Here is a 23,282-nt window from a genome sequence, read left to right as displayed (position 1 = left end):
AACACCGTGAAGGCCACCTTGCGGAACTCAGAGTTCCGCAAGGTGGCCTTCACGAACAGCTGTCGGTTCTAGCGCCGCATGAACGGCGGGACGTCGACCTCGTCGTCCGACGGGTCGTCGTGCACCGGCATCGCGCGCCCGGGCAGGCTGCCCTGGGTCGCATTGGAGCCGATCGGCGAGTAGCCGCGCGAGCCGCCGCCGGGCTGCGGGAGACCGCCGGACGGCTGTCCGCCGGACGCCGACGGCAGCGGCGAGTGCGACCGCGGCGGCGCCACCGGGTAGCCGGAGCTGCCCGTGGACGGCACCGGCGTGGCCCCCGACGGCGGGGTCGGCGGGTTCGAGACCTGGCCGGCCGTGGCCGACGCGGTCGTCGACGACTGGCGCGAGCCGGAGCCGAAGGTCGACGGGTCGAGCTTCTTGTGCGTCGGCGCGCCGGCGTCGAACCCGGCCGCGATCACCGTGACGCGGACCTCGTCGCCGAGGGAGTCGTCGATGATCGTGCCGAAGATGATGTTGGCGTCCGGGTGCGCGGACTCCTGCACCAGCGAGGCGGCCTCGTTGATCTCGAACAGGCCCAGGTCGGAGCCGCCGGCGATGGACAGCAGCGCGCCGTGGGCGCCGTCCATCGACGCCTCCAGCAGCGGCGAGTTGATCGCCTTCTCCGCGGCCTGGATCGCCCGGCCCTCTCCTCTGGCCGACCCGATGCCCATCAGCGCGGAGCCCGCGCCGGACATGACGCTCTTGACGTCGGCGAAGTCGAGGTTGATCAGGCCCGGGGTGGTGATCAGGTCGGTGATGCCCTGGACACCGGACAGCAGCACCTCGTCCGCGGAGCGGAACGCGTCCATCAGCGAGACGCCGATGTCGCCGAGCTGCAGCAGCCGGTCGTTCGGGATCACGATGAGGGTGTCGCACTCGTTGCGCAGCGACTGGATGCCGTCCTCGGCCTGCTTGCCGCGGCGCTTGCCCTCGAAGGTGAACGGGCGGGTCACGACGCCGATGGTCAGCGCGCCCAGCTTGCGGGCGATCTGCGCCACGACCGGGGCGCCACCGGTGCCGGTGCCGCCGCCTTCGCCGGCCGTCACGAACACCATGTCGGCGCCCTTGATGACCTCTTCGATCTCTTCGCGGTGGTCTTCGGCGGCCTTCTGGCCGACCTCGGGTGCGGCACCCGCACCGAGGCCCCGGGTGAGTTCGCGGCCGATGTCGAGCTTGACGTCGGCGTCGGACATGAGCAGTGCCTGGGCGTCGGTGTTCACCGCGATGAACTCGACACCCTTGAGGCCGACCTCGATCATGCGGTTCACGGCGTTCACGCCGCCACCGCCGATGCCGACCACCTTGATCACCGCAAGGTAGTTGTGCGGGGGCGTCATCGAAGTCCGCCTTCCTGATCGTTGTGCCCGTACAGCCCGCCGGCCGGTGATCGACTCTCAACCTCAACCCCAGATTGAGAGTTATGTCAACTGCCGACGTTAGGCAGGACGGTAGGCACCAGGCACGCTCTAATCCAGTAGGCACGCCGTGTGTCGCAAAGGTGTTTTGCCACAACACGTTCGAGCGCGCAAGAGCGAGGAGCCGCGATCACCGCCGGAGCCCCGTCTGCTATGGCACCCGATCAGGCCGGCGCGGGCATGCTCATGAGCACCTCGGTGGGCGCCCCGCTGGGCGATCCGCCCGCCTGTTCGACGCTCACCGCGAGCCGGTCCACCGCCCCGACGCCGTCGGCCACGACCAGGCCGCCGTCGTCCGCCGCGGCGATCACCCCGGCCGAGCGCGGCGCGGCGCCGCCGGTGATCAGCCAGGCCTCGTAGACCTTCCCGCCCGGCTGCGCCGGCAGCCCGGCGTCCATCACCATGACGCGGTTCAGCGACTTCGACGCGATGACCGTCACGCCGCCGCCGATCGGCGCTTCGCCGTGGATGGTCTTCGCGTCCGGTGCGGCGAGCAGCGCCGCCACCGGCTCGTAGCGGTCCCGTGCCTGGTCGAGCCGGCTCTGCGCGGTCTCGAGCTGCTGCTGCTGGGTGAGCGCGATGCCGCCGAACACGCCGCCCGCGGCGAGCCCGACGACCGCCGCCGCGGCGGCCGCGAACACCGCCCACCGCGGGGCCCGGACCGAGCGGCGATGCCGCTCGGGCGAGCCGGGCCGGGGCCGCGGCGGCAGCTGGCGGGTGGCGTGCATGGCGGCCAGGACGCGGTCCTTGAACTCCGGCGGCGGCTCCTCGGCCATCGCCGCGCCCAGCCGGGCCGCGGTCGCGCGCAGCTCGGCGACCTCCTGCGCACACGACTCGCACTGCTCGAGGTGGCGGGAGAACTCGGCGCGCTCGACGTCGGAGACGGCGTCGAGGGCGAAGGCGCCGGCCAGGGTGTGCATTTCCGGCGTGCTCAAGCGGTCACCCCCAAGCAGTCCCGCAGGCGGATCAGCCCGTCCCGCAGCCGCGTCTTGATGGTTCCTTGCGGCGTCGACAGCACTTCGGCCACCTCGCGATACGTATAGCCCTGGTAGTAGGCGAGCAGCACGGACTCGCGCTGCAGATCGGTCAGGAAGGACAGGCACCGGCGCACCTGGGAGCGTTCGAGCCGCGCGGTGACGGACTCGGCGACCTCGTCGAAGGGACGGCCGCGGGCGGCTTCGAAGGTCGCCTTCTGCTCGCGTTCGGTGCTGGCCCGCGCGGAGCGGACCCGGTCGACGGCGCGGCGGTGCGCCAGCGTCATCGCCCAGTTCATCGCGGACCCCTTGTCCGGCGCGTACCGCGTCGCGGTGCGCCACAGCTCGACGAGGACCTCCTGGGCCACCTCTTCGGACTGGGCCGCGTCGCGCACGATCCGCCGGACGAGCCCGAAGATGGGGCCGGCGAACTGGTCGTAGAGCAGCTCGAAGGCCCGTTCGTCGCCCTTGGCGACGCGCACCATGAGCTCCTCCGCCGTGGGCCCCGGAGCGGCGTCGGAGGGCACCGGCGCCATGTGGCGCGGGCGGGCCGGCTCATCCATGCAGCTGTCCTCCGGCGTTCTGCGGGGTGCGCGCGATGACCGGCGCCTTGCGCAGCCACAGTGCGACGCCGTGGCGGCGGATGAGCGCGGACACCCGCTGCGGGAGCAGCGGCCGGGCCAGCACGAGCCGGGCCAGCCACCGCGGGTCCACCGGGCGGCGGACTCCCCGAAGCGTAGCGACCAGCGGCGTCGAACTCCCGCGGCGCAACGCGACCGTGAGGTCGAGCAACGCTTCCGGGTGCGGCAGGCGCATCCGGTATTCGCCGTCCATCTCCTGGAACGGCGAGACGTAGAACTCCTTGGCCGCCCGTGCGAGCCCGGCCTCGTCCGGGCGCAGCAGGTAGGCGTGCCGGCCGCCGTAGGTGTTGTGGACCTCGGCCACGACGCATTCGAGGCGGCCGTCCGGGTCGTGGCACCAGTAGACGCTGATCGGGTTGAAGACGTACCCGAGCACGCGGGCGGCGGCAAGCATGACGACCTTGCCGCCGCGCAGGTCGACGCCGCGTTCGGCGAGCCAGGCGTCCAGCTTCTCCCGGATCCCGCGCGGATCGGCCGCCACGAAGTGGTCCCGTCGGTCGAACCGGGCGAACGGCCGCAGCCACCACGGCAGCCGCGGCGGCGCGTCCAGGTCCACCAGCCACAGGTACACGCGGTGCGCGAAGGAGTGCGGCGGGTCGATCCGCCGCACGTGCGCGACCGTGGCGTCGTAGAGCGCGTTCGTCACCAGGCGACCCCGAGGCTTTCGGCGGCGCGGGCGCCCGAGGAGCAGCCGTCCTCGTGGAAGCCCCAGCCGTGGTAGGCGCCGGCGTAGGCGAACACGCCGTCGTTGAGCTCGGGCAACCGGCGTTGCGCGGCCACGGATTCCGGGGTGTAGACCGGGTGCTCGTACCGCATCCGCGCGACCACGTGCTCCTTTTCGGGGCCGTCGCCCGGGTTCAGCGTGACGACGTAGCCGGTCGGCTCGTCGAGCCGCATCAGCCGGTTCATGTCGTAGCTGACCTGGACGGCACCGGTCGGCGCGCCGCAGACGGGCGCGCGGTAGTTCCACCCGGCCCGCGCGTCGGCCCGCGAGGGCAGCACGCTCGTGTCGGTGTGCAGCCAGGCTTCGTTGGCGGAGTAGCGGAACGGGCCGAGCACCTCGCGCTCGGCGTCGGTCGGGTTGGCCAGCAGGGCCAGCGCCTGGTCGGCGTGCGTGGCGACGACGACCTTGCCGACCCGGTGCGGCGTGTCGGCGTCGTCGCGGATCTCGACGCCGTTCGCGGTCCGCAGCACCGACCGGACCGGCGTGGACAGGTGGACCGCGGTGAGCTGCTTGGCGGCGCGTTCGACGTATTCGCGGGAGCCGCCGACGACGGTCCGCCAGGCCGGCGAGTCCTTGACGCTCAGCATGCCGTGGTTGCGGAGGAACTCGAACAGGTACCGCGCGGGGTACCGGAGGGTGTCGCTGCGGTCGGCCGACCACACCGTCGACACCAGCGGCAGCATGAAGTGGTCGACGAAGTAGCGCGTGTAGCCGCCGATGGCGAGGAACGCGCCGAGGGTGACGTCCCCCGCTTCGTTCGCCGCCAGCAGCCGCTTCGCGTGCCGGTGGAACCGCTTCACTTCGGCGAGCATCCGCAGGTAGCGGGGCCGGGTGAGGTTGCCGCGCTGGGCGAACAGCCCGGCCAGCCCCTTCGCGCCGGCGTACTGGAGGCCGCAGCCGTCGCAGCGGATGCTCATCGACATCTCGGTGTCGCGGGTGCGCACGCCGAGCTCCCCGAACAGCTTGAGCAGCGTCGGGTAGGTGCGCTCGTTGTGGACGATGAACCCCGAGTCCACGCCGACGGTGCCGCCGTGGGCACTGGGCACGTCGTGGGTGTGCGCGTGCCCGCCGAGCCGGTCGTCGGCCTCGAAGAGCAGGACCTCGTGCTTGCGTTGCAGCAGGTATGCCGCCGTCAGCCCGGCCACCCCGCTGCCGATGACGGCGATGCGTTCTCCCGTGATCTCCACACCGGTGGTTCGCCGCCGCGCCGGATCTGGATTGGGTGGACGCGGCACCAATCCACCGCGCAGGGGAGAGCGAATCCCGGACATGCCGAACAGCACCGCGCACCGCCTCGCCTCGTTCGCCGGAAAACTCCTCGGCGGGCAGCTCCCCGTGGGCTTGCGGACCTGGGACGGAACCCGCGCCGGCCCAGTGGACGCGCCCACCGTCGTGCTCCGCAACCGCCGCGCCCTCCGCCGTCTGCTCTACGCCCCGGGTGAGCTGGGTCTCGCCCGCGCCTACGTCACCGGTGACCTCGATGTCGAAGGTGACCTGGCGGACGGCTTCCGCCGGATCTGGGCGCTCACCCGCTCGGGGGAGCTGAACCGGGTCAAGCTCGGGCCGCGGGACTGGGCGGAGGCCGTCAAGCTCGCCGCGTCGCTCGGCGTCGTCGGACCGCCGCCGAAGCCGCCCGCCGAAGAGGCGCGGCTCACCGGCAAGCTGCACAGCCTGCTGCGCGACAAGTCCGCCATCGCCCACCACTACGACCTGGGCAACGCCTTCTACCAGCTGCTGCTCGACGAGTCGATGGCCTACTCGAGCGCGTACTTCACCTCGGACGAGCCGGGCTACGGCATCGAGCAGGCCCAGCACGACAAGCTGGAGATGATCTGCCGCAAGCTGGGGCTGCGGCCCGGCATGCGGCTGCTCGACATCGGCTGCGGCTGGGGCTCGCTGCTGGTCCACGCGGCCAAGCACCACGGCGTGCACGCCGTCGGCATCACGCTCTCGGCCGAGCAGCTGCAGCACATCCGCGGGCGGCTCGCCCAGCACGACCTCGAGGACCGCGTCGAGGTGCGGCGGCAGGACTACCGGGAGCTGCCGGACGCGCCGTTCGACGCGGTCGCCTCGATCGAGATGGGCGAGCACGTCGGCGAGGTCAACTACCCCACCTACGCCGCGACGCTGCACAAGATGGTCAAGCCCGGCGGGCGCGTGCTGATCCAGCAGATGTCGCGCGGGAACGTCGCCCCCGGCGGCGGCGCGTTCATCGAGCGGTACATCGCCCCCGACATGACCATGCGCCCGGTGGGCCGGACGGTCGAGCACCTCGAGAACGCGGGCCTCGAGGTCCGGGACGTGCACGCGATGCGCGAGCACTACGTCTGGACGGTGCGCGCCTGGGCCGACACCCTGGAGCAGAACTGGGCCGATGTCGTCGCGCTGATCGGTGAGACGGGCGCGCGGGTCTGGCGGCTCTACCTGGTCGGTGGGGCACTGGCGTTCGAGGAGAACCGGATGGGCGTGGACCAGATCCTGAGCGTGCGGCCGGACGAGCACGGCGTGAGCGGCATGCCGGCGACCCGGGAGTGGCTCTGATGCCGCAGCTGCTCGTCACGGCCGCCGTCACGCTCGTGGCGGTCGCCGTGACCTTCGGGATCGCGCGGGCGCGCAAGCGCTACGACACGATCGACACGTTCTGGGGACTCGGCTTCGCGATCGTCGCGGCCGCCGCGTTCCCGTTCGGCGACGGCCCGCTGCACCTCCGGCTCGTCGTGGTCCTCCTGACGGTCGTCTGGGGCGTGCGGCTCTCGGTGCACCTGCACCTGCGCAACCACAAGCTGCCCGAGGACCCGCGGTACGCGCGGATGGGCTACGGGCCGCTGAAGATGTTCGTGCGCATCTACCTGTTCCAGGCCGTGGTGCTGTACTTCGTCTCCCTCCCGGTGCAGTTCGCCGTGGACGGCGCGGGGATCGGCGTGCTCGGCTGGCTCGGCGTCGTCGTGTGGCTGATCGGCTTCGGGTTCGAGACGGTCGGCGACGACCAGCTGCGCCGCTTCAAGGCCGATCCCTCGAACAAGGGGAAGGTGCTCGACACCGGGTTGTGGCGCTACACGCGGCACCCGAACTACTTCGGCGACGCGTGCGTGTGGTGGGGCCTCTACCTGCTGGCCTGCTCGACGTGGCCGGGCGCGCTGACGATCCTCTCCCCCGTGGCGATGACGTTCACGCTCGCCCGCGGCACGGGAAAACCCATGCTGGAGAAGGGCATGGCGGAGCGGCGCCCCGCGTACGCGCACTACGTCGAGCGGACCAGCGGCTTCTTCCCGCTGCCACCCAAGAAGGTCACTCCCCGGTGAGGCCGTCGGTGAGCTCGCGCAGCACGTCGAAGTGACCGGCGTGGCGCGCGGTCTCCTCGATCATGTGGGTGAGCACCCAGCGGACGTTGAACGTTTCGCCGTTGTGCGTCACCTGGTCGTCGAGATCGCGCGCCGCGACGATCTCCCGGCTGCGCTCGGACTGCTTCGCGTAGTCCGCGAGCAGCCGGGGCAGCGGCGTTTCCCCGGCGAACCGGAACTCGGCGTCGGGGTCGGCCTTGAGCCGTTCTTCCCAGGTGTCCTCCTCGCCGGCCACGACGACGGCGAACCAGTACCACTCGTTCAGCGTGAGGTGGCCGAGCAGCCCGGCGACGGTCGTCAGTTCGCTGGGCAGGTGGACGAGCCGGGCCTGGTCGTCGGTGAGGCCTTCGGACTTCCAGGCGACGGTGGCGCGCAGGTAGTCGAGCTGGCTGGTCAGGATTTCGCGCTCGCCGCCGGTCAGCGGGACCTTCGGGCGCTCGGGTCGGGTCATGGCGGGAACTCTGCCAGAGGGGTCCGACAGTTTTTCCCGATACCTTGCGCACGATGTAATCGTGGGCTAGGTTCGATCGCGTGCCGGACGAGTTCCTCTTGGAAGAGCAAGCCTGCTTCGCGCTCTACGCGGCGTCGCGCGCGGTGACGGACGCTTACCGTCCCCTGCTGGGCGAACTGGGTCTCACCTACCCGCAGTACCTGGTGCTGCTGGTGCTGTGGGAGTCCGACGCCCGGCCGGTCAAGGAGATCGGCGAGGCGCTGCACCTGGATTACGGCACGCTTTCCCCGCTGCTCAAGCGACTCGAGGCCAACGGGCTCCTCACGCGGGCGCGCCTGCCCGAAGACGAGCGCACCGTGGTGATCAGCCTGACCGAGGCGGGCCGGGCGGTGCGCACGCGCGCCGCCGGCGTCCCGTCGGCCATCGGCTGCGCGCTGGGCCTCGACGACACCGAGCGGCGTCAGCTCATCGACACCCTGCGGCGGCTGACGACGTCGGCCGCCGCCTACTCACCTGGAGGCCCTGATGCCCAGCCGTGACGCGACCACCCACTGGGTCGGCGGACTGCAGAACGGGAAGGGCGAGGTCACGCTGGACTCGTCCAACGCCGGCACGTTCGCCGTCTCGTTCCCGACCCGCGCGGGCAACCCGGACGGCCAGACCAGCCCCGAGGAGCTCATCGCGGCGGCCCACTCGTCGTGCCTGGCGATGAACCTGTCGGGCGTGCTCGAGGCCCAGAAGATCACGGCGGACTCGATCGACGTGAGCGCGGAGGTGACGCTCGGCCCGGCGGCCGGCGGCGGCTTCGAGATCAGCGGCATCGCGATCACGCTGCGGGCGTCCATCGAGGGCGTCACGGCGGAGCAGTTCGCCGAGTACGCCGAGACGGCCGAGAAGACCTGCCCGGTGTCGAAGGCGCTGGCGGGCACCACGATCACGATGGACGCGGCCCTCAACTGACGTTCGTCGCCAAAACGGCCCCCTCCTTCTGGCCGAGGGGGCCGTTTTCGCGTCAGTGGACCTTGGCTCGATAAGTCGACTTCTTCGCGTGGTTGCCGCAGATCTCCATCGAGCACCACCGGCGCGTGCCCGGCCTCGACGTGTCCAGGAACAGCGCGCCGCACGCCGGCCCCGCGCAGCGCCGGACCCGCGCGAGCTCCGGGGACGTCGCCAGCTCCAGCGCGTCCCGGGCCAGCAGGGCCAGCATCGCCGCCGCGGGATCCTCGGCCTGCCAGCGCAAGCCGCCCGAGGCGTTCAGTGACGGCGCCGGCGCCGGCAGCGCCGCGAAGCGGTTCAACCGCTGACGCGACGACGGGCGCAGGGAGCCGGTGAGCAGTTCGTAAATCGCTTCGCGCGCCGCTCGCGCGTCGTCCACGGCGGCCGGGCGGACCGGCGCGGAAAACGGGCCCAGCTGGTCGATCCACGCGCCCCACGCCGCCGCGTCCGGGAGCTCCTCCGTCTCCGCGGGCGCGCCGCGGTAGCGCAGGGTGCGAACGAAGTCCAGGCACAGCCTGCCCGCACCCGAGCGGAAGCGTTCCGTCATGGGGCTCACAGTACGCCGGAACCGGTTTGACTGGTACCGTCGGGAACCGATCAAACCGGTTCCAGGGAGCACGATGACCGACACGAAGCAGGAAGCACCACCCGGGTGGCTCGTACTGCTGCTGGCCGTCTCCTGTGGACTGACGGTCGCGAACCTCTACTACGCCCAGCCGCTGCTCGCGGAACTGCGCGGGACGTTCGGGGTCGGCGAAGCCGCCGCCGGCGGGGTCGTCACCGCCACCCAGATCGGGTACGCCGCCGGGATGCTGCTGCTCGTCCCGCTCGGGGACCGGCTCGAGAACCGGGGGCTCGTCGCGACGCTGCTCGCGGTCGCCTGCGCCGGCCTGGTCGTCACCGGCGTCGCGCCCGGGTTCGCCGTGCTGCTGATCGCTTCCCTGCTCGTCGGGGCGACGTCGGTCGTCGTGCAGATCCTCATCCCGTTCGCCGCCGACCTCTCCCCCGACGACATCCGCGGCCGGATCGTCGGGCGGGTGGTGAGCGGGCTGCTCTTCGGCATCCTGCTCTCGCGCGTGGTCGCGAGCTTCCTGGCCGAAGTGACCAGCTGGCGGGTGGTGTTCCTCCTCTCCGCGGCGGCGATGGCCGCGCTCGCCGCGGTGCTGCGGTTCACCCTGCCGCGGCGGGCACCCAAGACCGACGTCCACTACGGACAGCTGATCCGCTCGACCTTCGCCATGGCGCGGAAGCACCCGGCGCTGCGCCACCGCGCGCTGTACCAGTCGGCGATGTTCGGCGCCTTCAGCGCGTTCTGGACGACCATCGCTTTCGTGCTGACCGCGCCGCCGTTCGGCTACAGCCAGCTCGGCGTCGGCCTGTTCGCGCTGGCCGGTGCCGCGGGCGCCGCGGTGGCCCCGCTGGCCGGGCGGTGGTCGGACCACGGCCACGGCCGTCGGCTCACCGCGGGCGCCTTCGTGCTCTGCGCGGCGGCTTTCGCGCTCGCCGGGTTCGGCGCGCACAGCGTCGTCCTGCTGGCGATCGCCGCGATCGCGGTCGACATGGCGGTCCAGACGACGCTGGTGACCGGCCAGCACGTGATCTACCAGCTCGACCCGTCCGCCCGCGCCCGGGTCAACAGCGTCTACCTGGGCACGTTCTTCATCGGCGGCGCGATCGGCTCCCAGGCGGGCTCGATCGCCTACCACCTCGGCGGCTGGACGGCGGTCACCGTCTTCGCGGGCGTGCTCCCCCTGCTCGGCCTGGCCGGGATGACCCGCACGCGCGTCTAGGGCGTGTCCTGTAAGCGGTTGAGCTGGACCTCTGGTAGTTGTGCGCGGTGGTTGGTCGCGGTGAGTTGACGGATAAGGCATGGGCGGTGATTGAACCGTTGCTGCCGCCGCGGCAAGGCGGCGGACGGCGGTGGCGTGATCACCGCCAAGTCATCAACGCGATCCTGTGGAAACTCCGCACCGGCGCCCCATGGCGTGACCTGCCCGAACGCTACGGCCCCTGGAAAACCGCCCATGAACGGCTGCGGCTGTGGACCGAAGACGGCACCTGGGATCGGATCCTCGACCGGGTGATCGTCAAAGACGACGCCGTCGAAGTCCTCGCCCTCGACGGGGAAGGACTCGGCCGGTCCCGCGGCGGACTGAGCACCAAGATCCACCTGGCCGTCGACGGGCGAGGCCTGCCGGTACAGATCCTGCTCACCCCCGGCCAAGCCGGAGATAACCCGCAGCTGCTGCCGCTGCTGGACGGCATCAGCGTCGCCCGCCCCGGGCCAGGCCGGCCACGCTGCCAGCCGGAGACGGTGATCGCAGACAAGGCGTACTCGCATCCCTCGACCCGCCGGGCGATGCGGGACCGGCAGATCACGTTCGTCGGCCCGGAGCGGGATGACCAGATCGCCCACCGCGCGGCCAAAGGCTCCCGCGGCGGGCGGCCACCGGCCTTCGATGCTGAGGTCTACAAGCAGCGCAACGTGGTCGAACGGTGCTTCAACCGGCTCAAGCAGTTCCGTGGCCTGGCCACCCGCTACGCCAAACGCGCCGCCTACTACCAGGCCGAGCTCACCATCGCCGCCATCGTGCTCTGGCTCCGATGACTTACAGGACAGCTCCTAGGCGAAGACGTCCCGCCGCGCGGCGGCCCATTCCGCGTACGTCGTCCCGGGACGGCCGAGCAGGTCCTCGACGACGCCGGTCGGCACCTGCGGGTGGCGCAGCGTCTCCTCGAAGCCGTCGAGCAGCCAGTCGACCGCCGGTTCCGGGACGCCGAAGCCGATCCACTGCGCGCGCTGCTCGTCGCGGGTCAGCTCGTGGAAGCGGATCTCCTTGCCCAGCACCGATGCCAGCGTCGCGACCTGGCCGCGCAGGCTGATCGCCGCCGGTCCGCTGAGGACGTGCGTGGCGCCGACGTGCCCGTCCGAAGTGCACACCCGGGCGGCCACCGCCGCGATGTCGCCCAGGTCGATCGGGGTCTGCGTGGCGTCGCCGAAGGCCATCCGGACCTCGCCCGCGCGGACCATGTCCGCCCAGTCGAGCGTGTTGTTCATGAACGCCCCGGGCCGCAGGAAGGTCCAGGCGAAGCCGGCCTCCCGCACGGCCGCCTCGACGGCGCCGTATTCGGTGCCGCTGGACTCCTCGTGGCCGTCCCCGACGCTGCTGCCCGACAGCGCGACCACCCGCTCGACCCCGGCGTCGGCGGCGAGCTCGCAGAAGCGCCGCACGGTCCGCGCCATCGGCGCCAGGTAGACCGCCGAGACCCCCTCGAGCGCGGCGGGCAGCGTCGGCGGCTTGGCCAGCGAACCCACCACCACCTCGGCTTCCGGCGGCAGGTCCGCGCGTGCGGGGTCGACGGTCAGCGCCCGCACCGGCACCCCCGCGGCCAGCAGTTCGTCGACCACCAGGCGCCCCACGCTGCCGGTCGCGCCCGTCACCAGGATCGTCATCGCCATCCCCTTCCCGTATGCCGTACGACATCGTACGACATACGGGAATCGAAGGTCACGCCCGGATCCGCCACCCCCGCAGGGACCGGATCGGCTCGTCCTCGCCCTCCGCGCCGGCCCGTTCCGCGGCAAGCCGGGCATCGTCGGGCCGGCCGGCCTCGCGGTACAGGCGTTCCACCTCGCGCCACGCCCGGACTTCCGCACGCCGGTCACCGGCCTCCGCGTAGCGCTCGGCCGCGGCGAAGAACGCGGTCGAGGCGTGGCCGGGCCGCCCCACGTCGCGGAACACGACGCCGAGGTTGCGCCACGCCTGCCCCTCGCCGTGGCGGTCGCCGAGCTCGTGGAAGACGGCGCGGACGGCCAGGAACTCGGTGACCGCCGCGCCCGACGAGCCGATCCGGTGCAGCGTCATCGCCAGGTTGCCCCGCGCCATCGCTTCGCCGGCCCGGTCACCGATCTCCGCGAAGACCTCGGCCGCGGCGGCCTGCGCCCGGATCGCGCGCGAGTACTCACCCCACTGCCGGAAGACGTTCCCCAAGTGGCTCAGGGCCACCGCTTCACCGCGCCGGTCGCCGAGTTCCCGGAACAGCTCGAGCGCGTGGTGGTGCTGCCCCGCCGCGCCCGCGAAATCGGCCGTGCCCTGCAGCGCCAAGCCCAGGTCGTCGCACACGCGCGCTTCGCTCGCCAGGTCGTCGAGGAGGACTCGGCCCACCAGCCGGGCGGTACCCAGGGCGCTGACGGCTTCCTCGAAGCGGCCGGCCTCGATCAGCGCCGCCCCCAGGTTCTCGCTCGCCCGCACCGTCGCCGGCCGATCGCGCAGCCGCCGGACCGCGCGGTCGGCGACCTCCGCGACGCCGACCCAGTCGGCCACCTGCCGCCGCCAGGACAAGAGGCCGGACAGGGCGGCAGCCAGGTCCACCGCCGTCCGGTCCCGCGACGTCTCCCCGGCCACGGCGACCGCGGCGACCAGGCAGGCCCGTTCGGCGTCCAGCCAGGCCGAGGCCTCGTCCCACCCGGCGAAGCGGCTGTCCGCCGGGGGCGGGACGCGCGAGCGCACCGTCGCCAGCCAGTCCGACGCGGCCCGCGTCGTGTCCAGGTGGTGGCCGAGCACCCGGTCGGTCGCGGCGGCCAGGTCCGCCTCTGCGAGCCCGAGGGCGGCGACGGCGTGCCGCGTGACGGCCAGGCGCAGCAAATCGTGGAACTCCCAGCGCCGCGGGCCGCCGAGCAGGAGGTGGGCGCGGGTCAGCACGCGCAGGCGGACCCGGGCGACCGCCTCGTCCGTCCCCAGCACCGCCGCCGCGGCGGAAAGGCCGATGTCCGGGCCGGGCGCGATCGTCAGCAGGCAGAGCAGCCGGGCGGCCTCCGGGTCGTGGGTGCGCAGCCGATCCCAGGACGCGAGGAACGCCGTCAGCACCCCGCCGGAACCGTCGTCCAGCACGTCGAGGCGGGTTCGCGTGTCGGCCAGCTCCTCGGCGAGTTCGCCGGCGGCCAGGTCCGGTTCGCCGGCCAGGACGCCGGCGGCGATCACCACCGCCTGGGGCAGGAACCCGCACCACCGCAGCACTTCCGCGACCGCGCCGGCCTCGGCGGCCGGCCGGGGGTCCCCCGGGACCCGCTGCTCCAGCACGGCGCGCAGCAGCTCCGCGGCCTCGCCCGGGGGCAGCACGCCCAGCTCCACCCGGTCGGCCCCGGGCAGCGGCACCGCGTCGCGGGACGTGATCAGCACCCGGTGGGTGCGGGCGGCCATGGGTGTGGGCAGCAGGTCCCGGACCTGGTCGAGGTCGGCCGCGTTGTCCAGGACCACCAGTACCCGCCGGCCCTGCCCGGCCAGCGCGTCGAGGTGGCGGTGGTAGGCGGCCGGCTGCTGGGCGGCGTCGGACGGGATCCCCTCGGCCGGCACGCCCAGGGCCCGCAGCACCGGCGCGAACACCCGGCCGGGCCTGATCCGGTCCGCCGCGACCGGCTCGTAGCCGCGCAGGTCGGCGAACACCGCGCCACCGGGGAACCAGTCCCGTTCCACCGCCGCCGCGGCGGCCCGCCGGACCAGCGCGGTCTTGCCGCTGCCGCCCATCCCCTGCACGACACCCGCGCCGGCGGTCCCGCCGGGAGCCAGGAACGCGGCCAGCCGGCCGAGGTCCGGCTCCCGGCCCACGAACACCCCGGTGCCGGGGTCGGCGTGGACCGCGGTCACCACCGCGCCGGCACCGGCACCGGCCGGCAGGTGGATGTGCTGCGTGGTGTGGTCGCCGATCTGCACGCCCTGCCCGTGCCGGGCGTCGACCGCCGGCGGGCGCGGCTCGGTCACCGCGGCGGGTGCGGGCCGAAGTTCAGCGTCATCGAGTTGTGGTCGCCGACTTGCACGCCCTGGGACTCGCGGACGTCGACGGTGTACTTGCCGCCGGTCCGGTCGAGCAGGGTGCGGGCGGCGGCGACCAGCTCGTCGTCCGGCTCGAGGGCCGCCTCGTCGAGGGCCCGGGCCAGCTCGTCCCGGATCCGCCGGTGCTTGTCCGGGGCGGCGTCGTCGCGGGCGGCGTCCTCGAGCCGTTCGGCCGCCTTCGCCCCGAACCGGCGGCGGATCCCGCCGACGAGGCCGGCGTAGGCATCCTTCACCGCCACCGAAGCGGTGTCCTTCGCCCCGGCCGCCGCGCCCGCGGCCAGTCCGGCGGCCACCACGTCCAGCAGATCCCCGATCATCGCGCCTCCCTGCGCTCCGAAGGAGGACCAGTGTGCCGGGGCGGCCGCCGGCCGGCCAGGCCGCCGGTCAGGAACAGCCGGCCTCGTCCACGGCGAGCAGCGGGTCGGTCGCGGGCCGGGCGGTGACCGGCGTCGACTCCTGGACGCTCAGCGCGCCGTCGCGCAGGGTGTAGACCGTGCGGGTGCCCGAGTAGGTGAACTGCTCGGCCGGGCGGCTGACGTCGTCGTTCTCGCTGGCGACGACGACCACCGCGCGGCCGCCTTCGAACGGCGTGCACCCGTAGCCGAGGTGGGCGGCGACGCCGCCGCCTTCCGCGAAGGAGAACGGCTGGCCGTCCGGGCCGACGACGGGGCTGAGGTTGCGGCCGTCGAAGTGCAGCGCGGAGAAGAACGTCGTGTTGGCGCCGACCGACTGGGTCACGACCAGCTCGGCGCGGCCGTCGCCGTTGAGGTCGGTCACCCGCGGGGCCTCGACGCCGAACTGGCTGTCCGCCGGCAGGTGGATCGAGGTGTAGGTGCCGTGCACCGTGGCCGAGATCAGCTGGTCGTCCCCCGTCTGCTGCGCGGTGACGGTCTCCGGCTCCCCGTCGCCGTCGAGGTCGGCCGCGGTGGTCACGGGGCCGGGCGCGGCCAGCGCCGGGACGGCGGCGGCGAGGCTCAGCGCGGCGGCGGCCACGCCGGTGACGGCGGCGGTGCGGACGATTCCGGTGCGGTTCATGAGATCTCCCTCCGTCTTCCGGTGATCTTTTCACCGGAAGTGCTCTCACGAAGAAAGACGACCACGTGATCATCAGGTGCGCCGGGAGTGTGATGTGCCACACAAACGCAACCGCGCCGCGACGGAATGCCGGACGGCCGCATTTAGTCATAAATCTTGACTATCAGGAGCGAACGAGGAGCCGGGATGTCCGTCATCGAAATGACCACTTTCACCGTGGCACCGGAGAACACGCAGGCGATGCTGGACGCGCGTCCGGGCATGGTGGCGGCCTTCCGGGCCGACCGGCGCGGGTTCCGCTCCGCGCGCCTCGTCCGCGTCGACGAGCACACCTGGCTGGACTTCGTCGAGTGGACCGACGACGCGGCGTGGGACGAGTCGAAGGCGAAGGGCGCGAACCTGCCCGCGATCGCCGCCTTCTTCGGCACCATCGGCGGGCTCGTCGGCGCCGAGCGCGGGGTGCGCTACGACGACGCCGAGGACGGCCCGCGCCGCGTGCGCACCATCGCCTACGGCCCCGAGCCGTCCCAGGTGGGCGAGCTGTACCTCCCCGAGGGCACCGGGCCCTTCCCCGTCGTGACCCTGGTCCACGGCGGCTACTGGACCGCGCTCTGGGACCGCCGCCAGCTCACCGGCGTGGCCGACGACCTGGTCGCCCGGGGGTACGCGGTGTGGAACGTCGAATACCGGCGGATCGGCGAGCCCGGCGGCGGCTGGCCCGGGACGTTCCTCGACGTCGCCGCCGCGGTCGACGCCCTCGACGGCATGGACCCGGCGCTCGACACGAGCCGCGTGGTGTTGCTCGGGCACTCGGCGGGCGGGCACCTCGCCGCGTGGGCGGCCCACCGCGGTGTGCTCCCGCCGGCCGCGCCGGGCGCCGGCCCGAAGGTCACGCCGGTCGGCCTGGTGACCTTGGCCGGTGCGCTCGACCTCGAAGCCGCCGACGCGGCCGGCTTCGGTGCCGTCCTCGCCGACCCGGCGGCCGAGCCGCCGAAGGACGCCCCCGAACCGACGCGCCCGGAGCTGTGGGGCCCGATCGCCGGGACCGCGGGCGCCGGGGTCGTGCCGCTCCTCCTCGGCGGGCACGACCCGGAACGCCGCGGCTGGGCGTCGCCGTTCGAACTGGCCGACGCGGGCGTGCCGGTCCTGGCCGTGCACGGCACCGCGGACGAGGCCGTCCCCGCCGACTGGAGCCGCCGCTACGCGGAGAAGGCCGGCGAGGGCCGCTACGTCGAGGTCGACGGCGGGACCCACTTCGACGTCGTCCGCCCCGCCCACCCGGTCTGGCCGGCCGTCGCCGAGTGGATCGGGCTCAGGACCGGCCGCGCTGGTGCTCGGTGATGTCGATGAGCACCCGCTTGAACTCCTGGTAGTCCCGCGGCCCGACGCGCTCCGCGTGCCGCCGCTGGATGGCGGCCATGATCGCGTCGGCCGCGCGCATCTGGGCGAGCCCCCGCGCAGTGGGGCAGATCAGCTTCGCGCGCCGGTCATGCGGGTCGGGCCGCCGTTCCACGTAGCCGAGGGCTTCCAGCTCGTCGACGAGCGTCCCGATGATCTGCTTGTGCTGTCCGGCCGACCGGGACAGCTCGGTCGCCCGGACACCGCCGTCGTCCAGGTACGCGAGCACGGCGCCGTGCCGGGGTTTCAGGTCGTCGAAGCCCTGGGCGGCGAGCGTGGCGAAGAGCTCCCGCTGGACGGCGAACAGGAGCCGGCCGGACAGGACGCCGAGATCGGGGTCCGTCGCGTTCCGCTCCGCCCGGGTCACCACGTCACCACCTTAACGACCCGCCTCGCGTGCGGAACAGTCCAACAGTTCCCCGTGACTGTTGGTTGAACTTTGCCCGATTCGCCGATAAGCTCCCTTCCGCACTGGGAGCGCTCCCACATGGATCAGCACCGCTCATCGCCGAGAATGGAGGCCCATCCATGCGCAAGTGCAGCATCTTCGCGCTGATCATCGCCACGCTGGCCGGACTGTTCGTCTGGACTCCGGCGGCGTCGGCACACGGCACCATCGTCAGCCCCGCCACCCGCGCCTACCAGTGCTGGACGGACTGGGGCAGCCAGCACACGAACCCGGCCATGCAGCAGCAGGACCCCATGTGCTGGCAGGCTTTCCAGGCCAACGCCGACACCATGTGGAACTGGATGAGCGCGCTGCGGGACGGGCTCGGCGGCAACTTCCAGAGCTCGACCCCCGACGGGCAGCTCTGCAGCAACGCCCTGTCCCGCAACAACTCCCTCAACACCCCCGGTGCCTGGAAGGCGACCAGCCTCGGCAGCAGCTTCTCGATGCACCTGTACGACCAGGCCAGCCACGGCGCCGACTACTTCCGGGTCTACGTGAGCAAGAACGGGTTCGACCCCACCACCCAGCGCCTCGGCTGGGGCAACCTCGACCTCGTCACCCAGACCGGGAAGTACGCCCCCGCCAAGGACATCACGTTCACCGTCCAGACGTCCGGGGCCTACCGGGGCCGCCACGTGGTGTTCACGATCTGGCAGGCCTCGCACCTGGACCAGACGTACATGTGGTGCAGTGACGTGAACTTCGGCTAGCGGAGCGCGGCGAGGTAGGCCGGAACCGCCTCGCCGTCCCCCGTGTCGGAGATGAGGCCCACGTGGCCGTCGGGGCGGATCAGCACGAGGGTGCGATCGGTCGCGCCGTAGGCCGCGGCGAGGTGACCGGCGGTGTCGGCGATTTCGCCGGCACCGGCCGGTCGCTCCACCACGCGGAACGTCCGCGGGTCGGCCGGGAGGGCCGCGGACCCGAAGTCCAGCACCGTGAAGCGGCTGCCGCGGGTCAGGTCGAACAGCCGGCGCGGACCGTCCACTGTCAACAGACCGGTCGCGTCCGGGGCGCGGTCGCCGGCGCGCAACGCGGCTGTCTCGTCGCGGTCGTCGCGCGCCAGTGCCGAGCCGCGGTAGTGCACGGCGAGCTGGGTCGTCCTGGCATCGCGGCGGATCGGGACGCGCTTCTCCTCGATCGCCTGCTTGAGGCGGGCGTCGGACAGCGCGAGCACGTCCGCGGCGACCGGCCGCCGTTCGGCCTCGTAGCTGTCGAGCAGCACCGGTGACGCGCCCGCCGCCAGCTTCCAGCCGAGGTTGTGCGCGTCCTGGATGCCGGTGTTCATCCCCTGCCCGCCGGCCGGCGAGTGGATGTGCGCCGCGTCGCCGGCGAGGAACACGCGCCCCTCGCGGTAGCGGCCGGCGAGCCGGACGTTGGCGCGCCACAGCGAAACCCACTCCGGTTCGCCGAGGCGGATGCCGGTGCGGCCGCTGCGCCGCTCGAGGATCCGCTGCAGGTTCGCGAGATCGAGCCCGGCGTCCTGCCCCGGCCCGACGGAGGCCTGGTACTGGAAGACGTCGGTCGAGGGCAGCGGGCAGAGGTTGACGAGCCCTTCTTCGTGCCGCCACATGTGCCAGGTGTCGCGGTCGAGCCCCTCGGCGCGGACGTCGGCGACGATCATCCGCACCTCGTCGCGGGTCTCGCCCTCGAACGGGATCCCGGCCCGCTTGCGCACGACGCTGTGGCCGCCGTCGCACCCCACCAGCCACCGCGCGGTGACCGTCTCGGTCGCGCCGTCCTTGACGAGCGCCGCCGACACGCCGTCGTCCGCCTGCTCGAAGCCGTCGAGCGCGGTGCCGAACTCGACCTCGCCGCCGAGTTCCGCCAGGCACAGCCGCAGTGCTTCCTCGACCCGCCATTCGGGCGTGATCAGGCCGGCCGGGTACGGGATGCCGGGGTGCTCCGGCAGGGGTCCGGCGCCGCTCATTGTCACTTCGCCGCCGGGCGCGGTCGACCGGATCGGCATGGCCAGCCGGCCGTGGGCGAGCACGCGGCCGACGACGCCGAGGTCGTCGAACACCTCGAGCGTGCGCGGCTGGACCCCCTTGCCGCGCGAGCCGGGCCGCGGGCCGGGGGCGGCCTCGACCAAGCGGAACGGGACGCCGCCGCGAGCGAGTTCGCAGGCCAGCGTGAGCCCGGTCGGGCCGGCACCGGCGATCAGCACTTCGGGTGACATCGTCCCTCTTCCCACAAGAAAGGAATGACTTTCTTGCAGGCTAGCCCAGGTTGTCAAGAAAGGAAAGGCTTTCTATCGTGGGCGGGTGTCCCCCGAACCCGCCCGCCGTCGACGGCACGGCAAGCAACTCGAAGCCGAACTGCTCGCCGCCGGCTGGGACGAGCTGGTCGAGACCGGGTACGCGCGCCTGACGATGGAGTCGATCGCCGTCCGCGCGCGCACCAGCGAGGCCGTGCTGTACCGCCGCTGGGCCCACAAGGACGAGGTCGTGCTGGCCGCGATCGAGCACTACGGCGCCACCCACCCGGTCGCGGTCCCCGACACCGGCACCCTGCGCGGCGACCTGATCGCCGGGCTGACGGCGCTGGGCGAAACCCGCGCCGCGTTCTTCGCCATCGCCGCGGCCACCGCGTTCTCGGGGCTGCTGGCGAGCACCGGCCTGACCCCCGCACAGGTCCGGACCAAGATGATGGGCGTGGAGGCACTCCCGCGCGAACGGGCCGTCTACCGGCGCGCCCACGACCGCGGCGAGATCGACCTCGAGCGGTTGCCGGACACCCTGCTCGAAATGCCGTTCGACCTGGTGCGCCACGACCTGCTCATGCAGCTGAAGCCGCCATCGCCCGCCCGCATCCGGGCGATCGTCGACGAGCTGTTCCTGCCGCTGGTCGAGCGGGCTAGAGGGTGAACCCGAACCGCGCGATCACCGGGCCCCAGCGCCGGTAGGTGCCGAGGTCGTCGAGCGTGCCCGGCCGGAGGCTCGCTTCGAGGCCGCGGTGCAGGCCCGCCCACTCCGCGAAGTCGTGCGTCAGTTCGCCGGGCCCGGTGTCGTCCGCCAGCTGCGCGACGAAGCCCGCCCAGCTGTCCCCGTCCGCGTCCTGGAGGGCGACGAGCAGCCGGTCGGCCAGCGCCGGGTGGCCGGCGACCGCCGCGAGCAGGGTCAGCACGGCCTGGAACTCACCCGGCCGCCCGTCCCCGCCGAGGAAGCGCGATCGCGACCCGACGTGCCGGGTCGCCCGGATCAGCCGGTAGGTGTTCATCAGCCGCTTCGCCGCCCGCGGGCTGGTGACCAGGGCGCCCAGCTGCTGGGCGAACTCGACCTCGGGCTCGGTGAGCCCGATGCGCTCCCCCGGACCGGCGGCGGCCGCGGAGCCGGGCTCGACGTCCAGCCGGGCCCGGACCGGCGTGCGTTCTTCGCCGGTGGTCGCGACCGGCCGGCCGGCGTCGATCGTGTCCCGCGGGTCCGCCGGCGCCGGCGCGGGCGGCAGCGGCAGGTCCGCGACGCTCCCGATCAGCCGGGCGTAGGCTTCGGGCTCCATTTCCGGCAGGGTGAACGGGATCTGGAAGATCTTCTCCAGGTATTCGACCGGCATGCCGCGCAGGTAGGCGTCCGCGCGGGGATCGCCGCCGGCCGCGAGGTCGCGGTACTGGTGCCACAGGCTGCTGCTCAGCCACCGCGGGTCCACGCCGACGACGACCACGAACAGCTCCAGCGCGAGCAGCAGGTGGACGGCTTCCAGCACCTCGAGGACCTTGGCCGGCGGGCACCGGTCGAGGTCGTCGATGTAGAGCACGACCCGGGAGACGGGTTTGACGCCGGCCTCGACGCTTCGGCGGTGGTTGCGCAGGAGGGCGTCCAGGAAGCGGAAGTCGCGGTGCAGCGTGCCGACCACGCCCTGGTGCTTCTGGTACCCCGAAGCGCGATCGTTCAGGAACTCGAACAGCTTCCGCCCGACGGAGAGCGCCTCGGCGGCGGCCTTGGTCGTGGCGATCTTCTCGTCGAGGGCGGTGATCGCCTGGGTGGCCTCGGCGATGGCGTGTTCGGCGTCGGCGAGCTTGAGGTCGAGGACGCGTTCTTCGCGGCTTCGTTTGCTGCGCAGGGTTTCCCGGACTTCGCTCGTGATCCGGATGGCGTCCTGGACGTGCCCGAGCGCGGTGTTGACCCGCTTCGCGGCGGGCCGGATCAGCTGGGTGACGCCGACAATCGAGGCGGCGGTCCCGCCCAGGGAGTAGAGCCACTCCACTCCCCCGCGCCCGGCGAGCGCGATGGTGAGCACGGCCAGCACGGCGAACGCGGCGGCGAGCGTCGCGAACAAGGACTTGAACCGGACCCCGCGCCAGACCGCCGGCAGGTACCCGGCCGTGGTGCGGAGGTCCTTGCCCAGTCCGGTGAGCTCGTCGATGGCCGGCTCGAACCCGAGCTCCATCGAGATGTCCTGCAGTTTGGCCCGGACTTCGGGGTCGTTCGCGAGTTCTTTGGCGACTTCGGTGAGCGGCGCCCGCTTGATCTCCGCTGCGCGCTTCTCCTCCGCCTCGCGCCGCCGGGTGACGAGCTGCCGGCGCTCGTGTTCCAGCTGCGTGCGCTCGGCGTCCAAAGTGGACTTGGCGTCGCGGTAGGTTTCGAGCTCGGACAGCAGCGCTTCACGTTCGGCGCGGTGGGCGTCGCCGTGACTGCGGTGCCAGTGCTCCCGTTCACGGGGATCGACGGGCTCGGGGTCGGCCAGGCGTTCGAAGATCTCGATCGCGAGGCTCGCCCAGAGGCTCGTGTCCGCGTAGTGCCAGGCGTTGAACCGGACCTGGACCACCGTGAATTCGTCGTCGCCGGGGACGCGGCCGGCGATCCGTTCCCGCATCTTCTCCATGAAGAAGCTTTTGCCGGTGCCCCACTTGCCGAAGAGGCCGATGGACAGCGGCGGCGTGACGTCGGGGTCGGTGATGACTTCGCAGACGGCGTCGACGTAGCCCTGGACGTCCAGCTGGTCGGCGCCGCCGGTGCCGTCGTTGCGGTAGCCGTGGGCGAAGCGGACGCCGTTCAGGACGGGCCAGACGGGTGAGCCGGGTGGGGCCACGGCCTCGTCGACCTCCGTGATCAACGCGGTCCAGGCTCCTTCGCTCTTGAGCGCATCCAGGAGATTGGGGGCGGAAAGGCCCAGCCCGAGCACGAACAACCGGCCGTCGAGCACCTCGTGGCGGGTCTTCGCGACAGCCTCCGCGTCGAACCAGCGCGCGACGAGCTCGTACCACTCGTCCCAGTCGCGCTGCCGGCGAGGACTCCGCGTGATCACCCCGTCCAATCGGCCGCCGGCGTACTCCGGGTGCCGCCGGGCGATCGCCCGGACGATGTCCAACGTGGTCAGGTCGGTCGGGGGAAGGCTGCTCGCCACCGCCTGCATGCTGCGCGACAGCGGAATCCTGCGGTCGTTCCGCGTGACGAGCAGCGAGAGCCGGTCGAAGAGGGAACCGGCCGGGACGCCCAGTTGCTTCAGCCGGTCGGGCAGCGCTCCACCGCGATCTTCGAGGGCCGACCGCGCGATCGCGATCGCGATGTCGGCGAGGCCGACGACCGGCTGATCGCCGGGCAGCGACCGCAGGTGGGTGCTCAGCGCCCGGGCGAACGCTGCGTGCGTGACCGCCCCCTCTTCGCCGGTCAGGTCCAGACCAGCCGGGAGACCGAGGAGGGAGCCGAGCCGCGCGCGATCCCCACCGGCGTCCCGCACCGTCCGCAGGATGCCCTCGTCGGTCGTCATCAGCGCCCAGAGCGCGGTGGAGCGGGTGATCCCGGAGGTGTCGCTGGCGCCCGTTCTCCGCCGGTAGTGCTGCACCGCCCACGCCAGCGAGGCGAACTCGGCGACTCGAGGGCCCGGCGTGCGGCCCGACTCCTCGATGAGCTGCTCGACCGTCGGCGGGGTGTCGTTCACCCCCGGTGAGTCGCCCGCCGCCGACCGTTCGTTTCAGCCCCTACCGGCGCACGTCCGCGGGCCGGTGGCTGTAGTGCGTACGACGACATCGGAGGTCCCCCACCACCAGGCG

At 72.6% G+C, this 23,282-nt stretch carries 23 protein-coding genes; 9 read left to right on the top strand and 14 right to left on the bottom strand.

Features of this window, described 5'->3' with window-relative positions; genetic code table 11:
• Positions 1–68: 68 nt before the first annotated feature.
• The 5 genes from ftsZ to AB5J73_RS28575 form a co-directional block, all read right to left on the bottom strand.
• Positions 69–1,376, bottom strand: coding sequence for a cell division protein FtsZ (gene ftsZ / locus AB5J73_RS28595; RefSeq protein ID WP_370961755.1), 1,308 nt, complete (start codon positions 1,374–1,376; stop codon positions 69–71).
• Positions 1,377–1,618: 242 nt separating this feature from the next.
• Positions 1,619–2,374, bottom strand: coding sequence for an anti-sigma factor domain-containing protein (locus tag AB5J73_RS28590; RefSeq protein ID WP_370973372.1), 756 nt, complete (start codon positions 2,372–2,374; stop codon positions 1,619–1,621).
• An 11-nt stretch (positions 2,375–2,385) separates the two neighbouring features.
• Positions 2,386–2,991: an ECF RNA polymerase sigma factor SigK gene (gene sigK, locus AB5J73_RS28585; RefSeq protein ID WP_370961754.1), complete on the bottom strand. Its 606-nt coding sequence runs from the start codon at positions 2,989–2,991 to the stop codon at positions 2,386–2,388.
• A complete protein-coding gene (locus AB5J73_RS28580) occupies positions 2,984–3,718 on the bottom strand; it encodes a DUF1365 domain-containing protein (protein WP_370973370.1) in 735 nt (244 codons plus the stop codon). Before AB5J73_RS28580 ends, sigK begins: the two co-directional genes overlap by 8 nt.
• Positions 3,712–4,980, bottom strand: a complete 1,269-nt coding sequence (locus AB5J73_RS28575) for an NAD(P)/FAD-dependent oxidoreductase (RefSeq protein ID WP_370961753.1) — start codon at positions 4,978–4,980, stop codon at positions 3,712–3,714. Before AB5J73_RS28575 ends, AB5J73_RS28580 begins: the two co-directional genes overlap by 7 nt.
• 82 nt (positions 4,981–5,062) lie before the next feature.
• On the opposite strand from AB5J73_RS28575, the gene AB5J73_RS28570 reads away from it, so the two are divergent.
• Both AB5J73_RS28570 and AB5J73_RS28565 read left to right on the top strand, forming a co-directional pair.
• A complete protein-coding gene (locus AB5J73_RS28570) occupies positions 5,063–6,334 on the top strand; it encodes a class I SAM-dependent methyltransferase (protein ID WP_370961752.1) in 1,272 nt (423 codons plus the stop codon).
• Positions 6,334–7,095, top strand: a complete 762-nt coding sequence (locus AB5J73_RS28565; RefSeq protein WP_370961751.1) for a DUF1295 domain-containing protein — start codon at positions 6,334–6,336, stop codon at positions 7,093–7,095. The genes AB5J73_RS28570 and AB5J73_RS28565 overlap by 1 nt, the downstream gene beginning before the upstream one ends.
• Here AB5J73_RS28565 and AB5J73_RS28560 read toward each other — a convergent pair.
• Positions 7,082–7,585 (bottom strand): DinB family protein, encoded by a 504-nt coding sequence (locus tag AB5J73_RS28560; RefSeq protein WP_370961750.1) that lies wholly within the window; start codon positions 7,583–7,585, stop codon positions 7,082–7,084. The two genes, AB5J73_RS28565 and AB5J73_RS28560, sit on opposite strands and share 14 nt — an antisense overlap.
• Before the next feature lie 80 nt (positions 7,586–7,665).
• Here AB5J73_RS28560 and AB5J73_RS28555 point away from each other — a divergent pair, with 80 nt between their 5' ends.
• Positions 7,666–8,124, top strand: coding sequence for a MarR family winged helix-turn-helix transcriptional regulator (locus AB5J73_RS28555; RefSeq protein WP_370961749.1), 459 nt, complete (start codon positions 7,666–7,668; stop codon positions 8,122–8,124).
• Positions 8,111–8,545 (top strand): OsmC family peroxiredoxin, encoded by a 435-nt coding sequence (locus AB5J73_RS28550; RefSeq protein ID WP_370961748.1) that lies wholly within the window; start codon positions 8,111–8,113, stop codon positions 8,543–8,545. The genes AB5J73_RS28555 and AB5J73_RS28550 overlap by 14 nt, the downstream gene beginning before the upstream one ends.
• Before the next feature lie 52 nt (positions 8,546–8,597).
• Here the strand turns inward: AB5J73_RS28550 and AB5J73_RS28545 are convergent, their stop codons facing one another.
• Complete coding sequence (locus AB5J73_RS28545) at positions 8,598–9,128, bottom strand: ABATE domain-containing protein (RefSeq protein ID WP_370961747.1); 531 nt, start codon at positions 9,126–9,128, stop codon at positions 8,598–8,600.
• 73 nt (positions 9,129–9,201) lie between these two features.
• Here AB5J73_RS28545 and AB5J73_RS28540 point away from each other — a divergent pair, with 73 nt between their 5' ends.
• Together AB5J73_RS28540 and AB5J73_RS28535 are read left to right on the top strand one after the other, a co-directional pair.
• On the top strand, positions 9,202–10,371 hold the full coding sequence (locus AB5J73_RS28540; RefSeq protein WP_370961746.1) for an MFS transporter: 1,170 nt from the start codon (positions 9,202–9,204) through the stop codon (positions 10,369–10,371).
• A gap of 47 nt (positions 10,372–10,418) precedes the next feature.
• Positions 10,419–11,189, top strand: coding sequence for an IS5 family transposase (locus AB5J73_RS28535; protein WP_370961745.1), 771 nt, complete (start codon positions 10,419–10,421; stop codon positions 11,187–11,189).
• A 15-nt stretch (positions 11,190–11,204) separates the two neighbouring features.
• On the opposite strand, the gene AB5J73_RS28530 is transcribed toward AB5J73_RS28535, so the two are convergent.
• The 4 genes from AB5J73_RS28530 to AB5J73_RS28515 all read right to left on the bottom strand — a co-directional run bounded on the left by AB5J73_RS28530 (position 11,205) and on the right by AB5J73_RS28515 (position 15,447).
• On the bottom strand, positions 11,205–12,035 hold the full coding sequence (locus AB5J73_RS28530; protein WP_370961744.1) for an NAD(P)H-binding protein: 831 nt from the start codon (positions 12,033–12,035) through the stop codon (positions 11,205–11,207).
• 55 nt (positions 12,036–12,090) lie between these two features.
• A complete protein-coding gene (locus AB5J73_RS28525; RefSeq protein WP_370961743.1) occupies positions 12,091–14,340 on the bottom strand; it encodes an AAA family ATPase in 2,250 nt (749 codons plus the stop codon).
• Positions 14,337–14,729: an RIP homotypic interaction motif-containing protein gene (locus AB5J73_RS28520; protein WP_370961742.1), complete on the bottom strand. Its 393-nt coding sequence runs from the start codon at positions 14,727–14,729 to the stop codon at positions 14,337–14,339. Before AB5J73_RS28520 ends, AB5J73_RS28525 begins: the two co-directional genes overlap by 4 nt.
• Before the next feature lie 67 nt (positions 14,730–14,796).
• Positions 14,797–15,447, bottom strand: a complete 651-nt coding sequence (locus AB5J73_RS28515; protein ID WP_370961741.1) for an FG-GAP-like repeat-containing protein — start codon at positions 15,445–15,447, stop codon at positions 14,797–14,799.
• Between the two features lie 186 nt (positions 15,448–15,633).
• Here AB5J73_RS28515 and AB5J73_RS28510 point away from each other — a divergent pair, with 186 nt between their 5' ends.
• A complete protein-coding gene (locus AB5J73_RS28510; protein ID WP_370961740.1) occupies positions 15,634–16,788 on the top strand; it encodes an alpha/beta fold hydrolase in 1,155 nt (384 codons plus the stop codon).
• Here AB5J73_RS28510 and AB5J73_RS28505 read toward each other — a convergent pair.
• Positions 16,760–17,215 carry a MarR family winged helix-turn-helix transcriptional regulator gene (locus tag AB5J73_RS28505; RefSeq protein ID WP_370961739.1) on the bottom strand — a complete coding sequence of 152 codons (456 nt, stop codon included), beginning with the start codon at positions 17,213–17,215 and terminating at the stop codon, positions 16,760–16,762. The genes AB5J73_RS28510 and AB5J73_RS28505 overlap by 29 nt on opposite strands.
• Before the next feature lie 158 nt (positions 17,216–17,373).
• Here AB5J73_RS28505 and AB5J73_RS28500 point away from each other — a divergent pair, with 158 nt between their 5' ends.
• Complete coding sequence (locus AB5J73_RS28500) at positions 17,374–18,006, top strand: lytic polysaccharide monooxygenase (protein ID WP_370961738.1); 633 nt, start codon at positions 17,374–17,376, stop codon at positions 18,004–18,006.
• On the opposite strand, the gene AB5J73_RS28495 is transcribed toward AB5J73_RS28500, so the two are convergent.
• Positions 18,003–19,472: an FAD-dependent oxidoreductase gene (locus AB5J73_RS28495; protein WP_370961737.1), complete on the bottom strand. Its 1,470-nt coding sequence runs from the start codon at positions 19,470–19,472 to the stop codon at positions 18,003–18,005. The genes AB5J73_RS28500 and AB5J73_RS28495 overlap by 4 nt on opposite strands.
• An 85-nt stretch (positions 19,473–19,557) precedes the next feature.
• On the opposite strand from AB5J73_RS28495, the gene AB5J73_RS28490 reads away from it, so the two are divergent.
• On the top strand, positions 19,558–20,160 hold the full coding sequence (locus AB5J73_RS28490; protein WP_370961736.1) for a TetR/AcrR family transcriptional regulator: 603 nt from the start codon (positions 19,558–19,560) through the stop codon (positions 20,158–20,160).
• Here the strand turns inward: AB5J73_RS28490 and AB5J73_RS28485 are convergent.
• Positions 20,150–23,170 (bottom strand): P-loop NTPase fold protein, encoded by a 3,021-nt coding sequence (locus AB5J73_RS28485; RefSeq protein ID WP_370961735.1) that lies wholly within the window; start codon positions 23,168–23,170, stop codon positions 20,150–20,152. The genes AB5J73_RS28490 and AB5J73_RS28485 overlap by 11 nt on opposite strands.
• Positions 23,171–23,282: the final 112 nt, after the last annotated feature.

This window comes from Amycolatopsis sp. cg9 (assembly GCF_041346945.1).
Taxonomy (GTDB): Bacteria; Actinomycetota; Actinomycetes; order Mycobacteriales; family Pseudonocardiaceae; genus Amycolatopsis.
The sequence above is the reverse complement of the archived record's forward strand: the minus strand, read 5'-3'. Positions and strand labels throughout refer to the sequence as shown.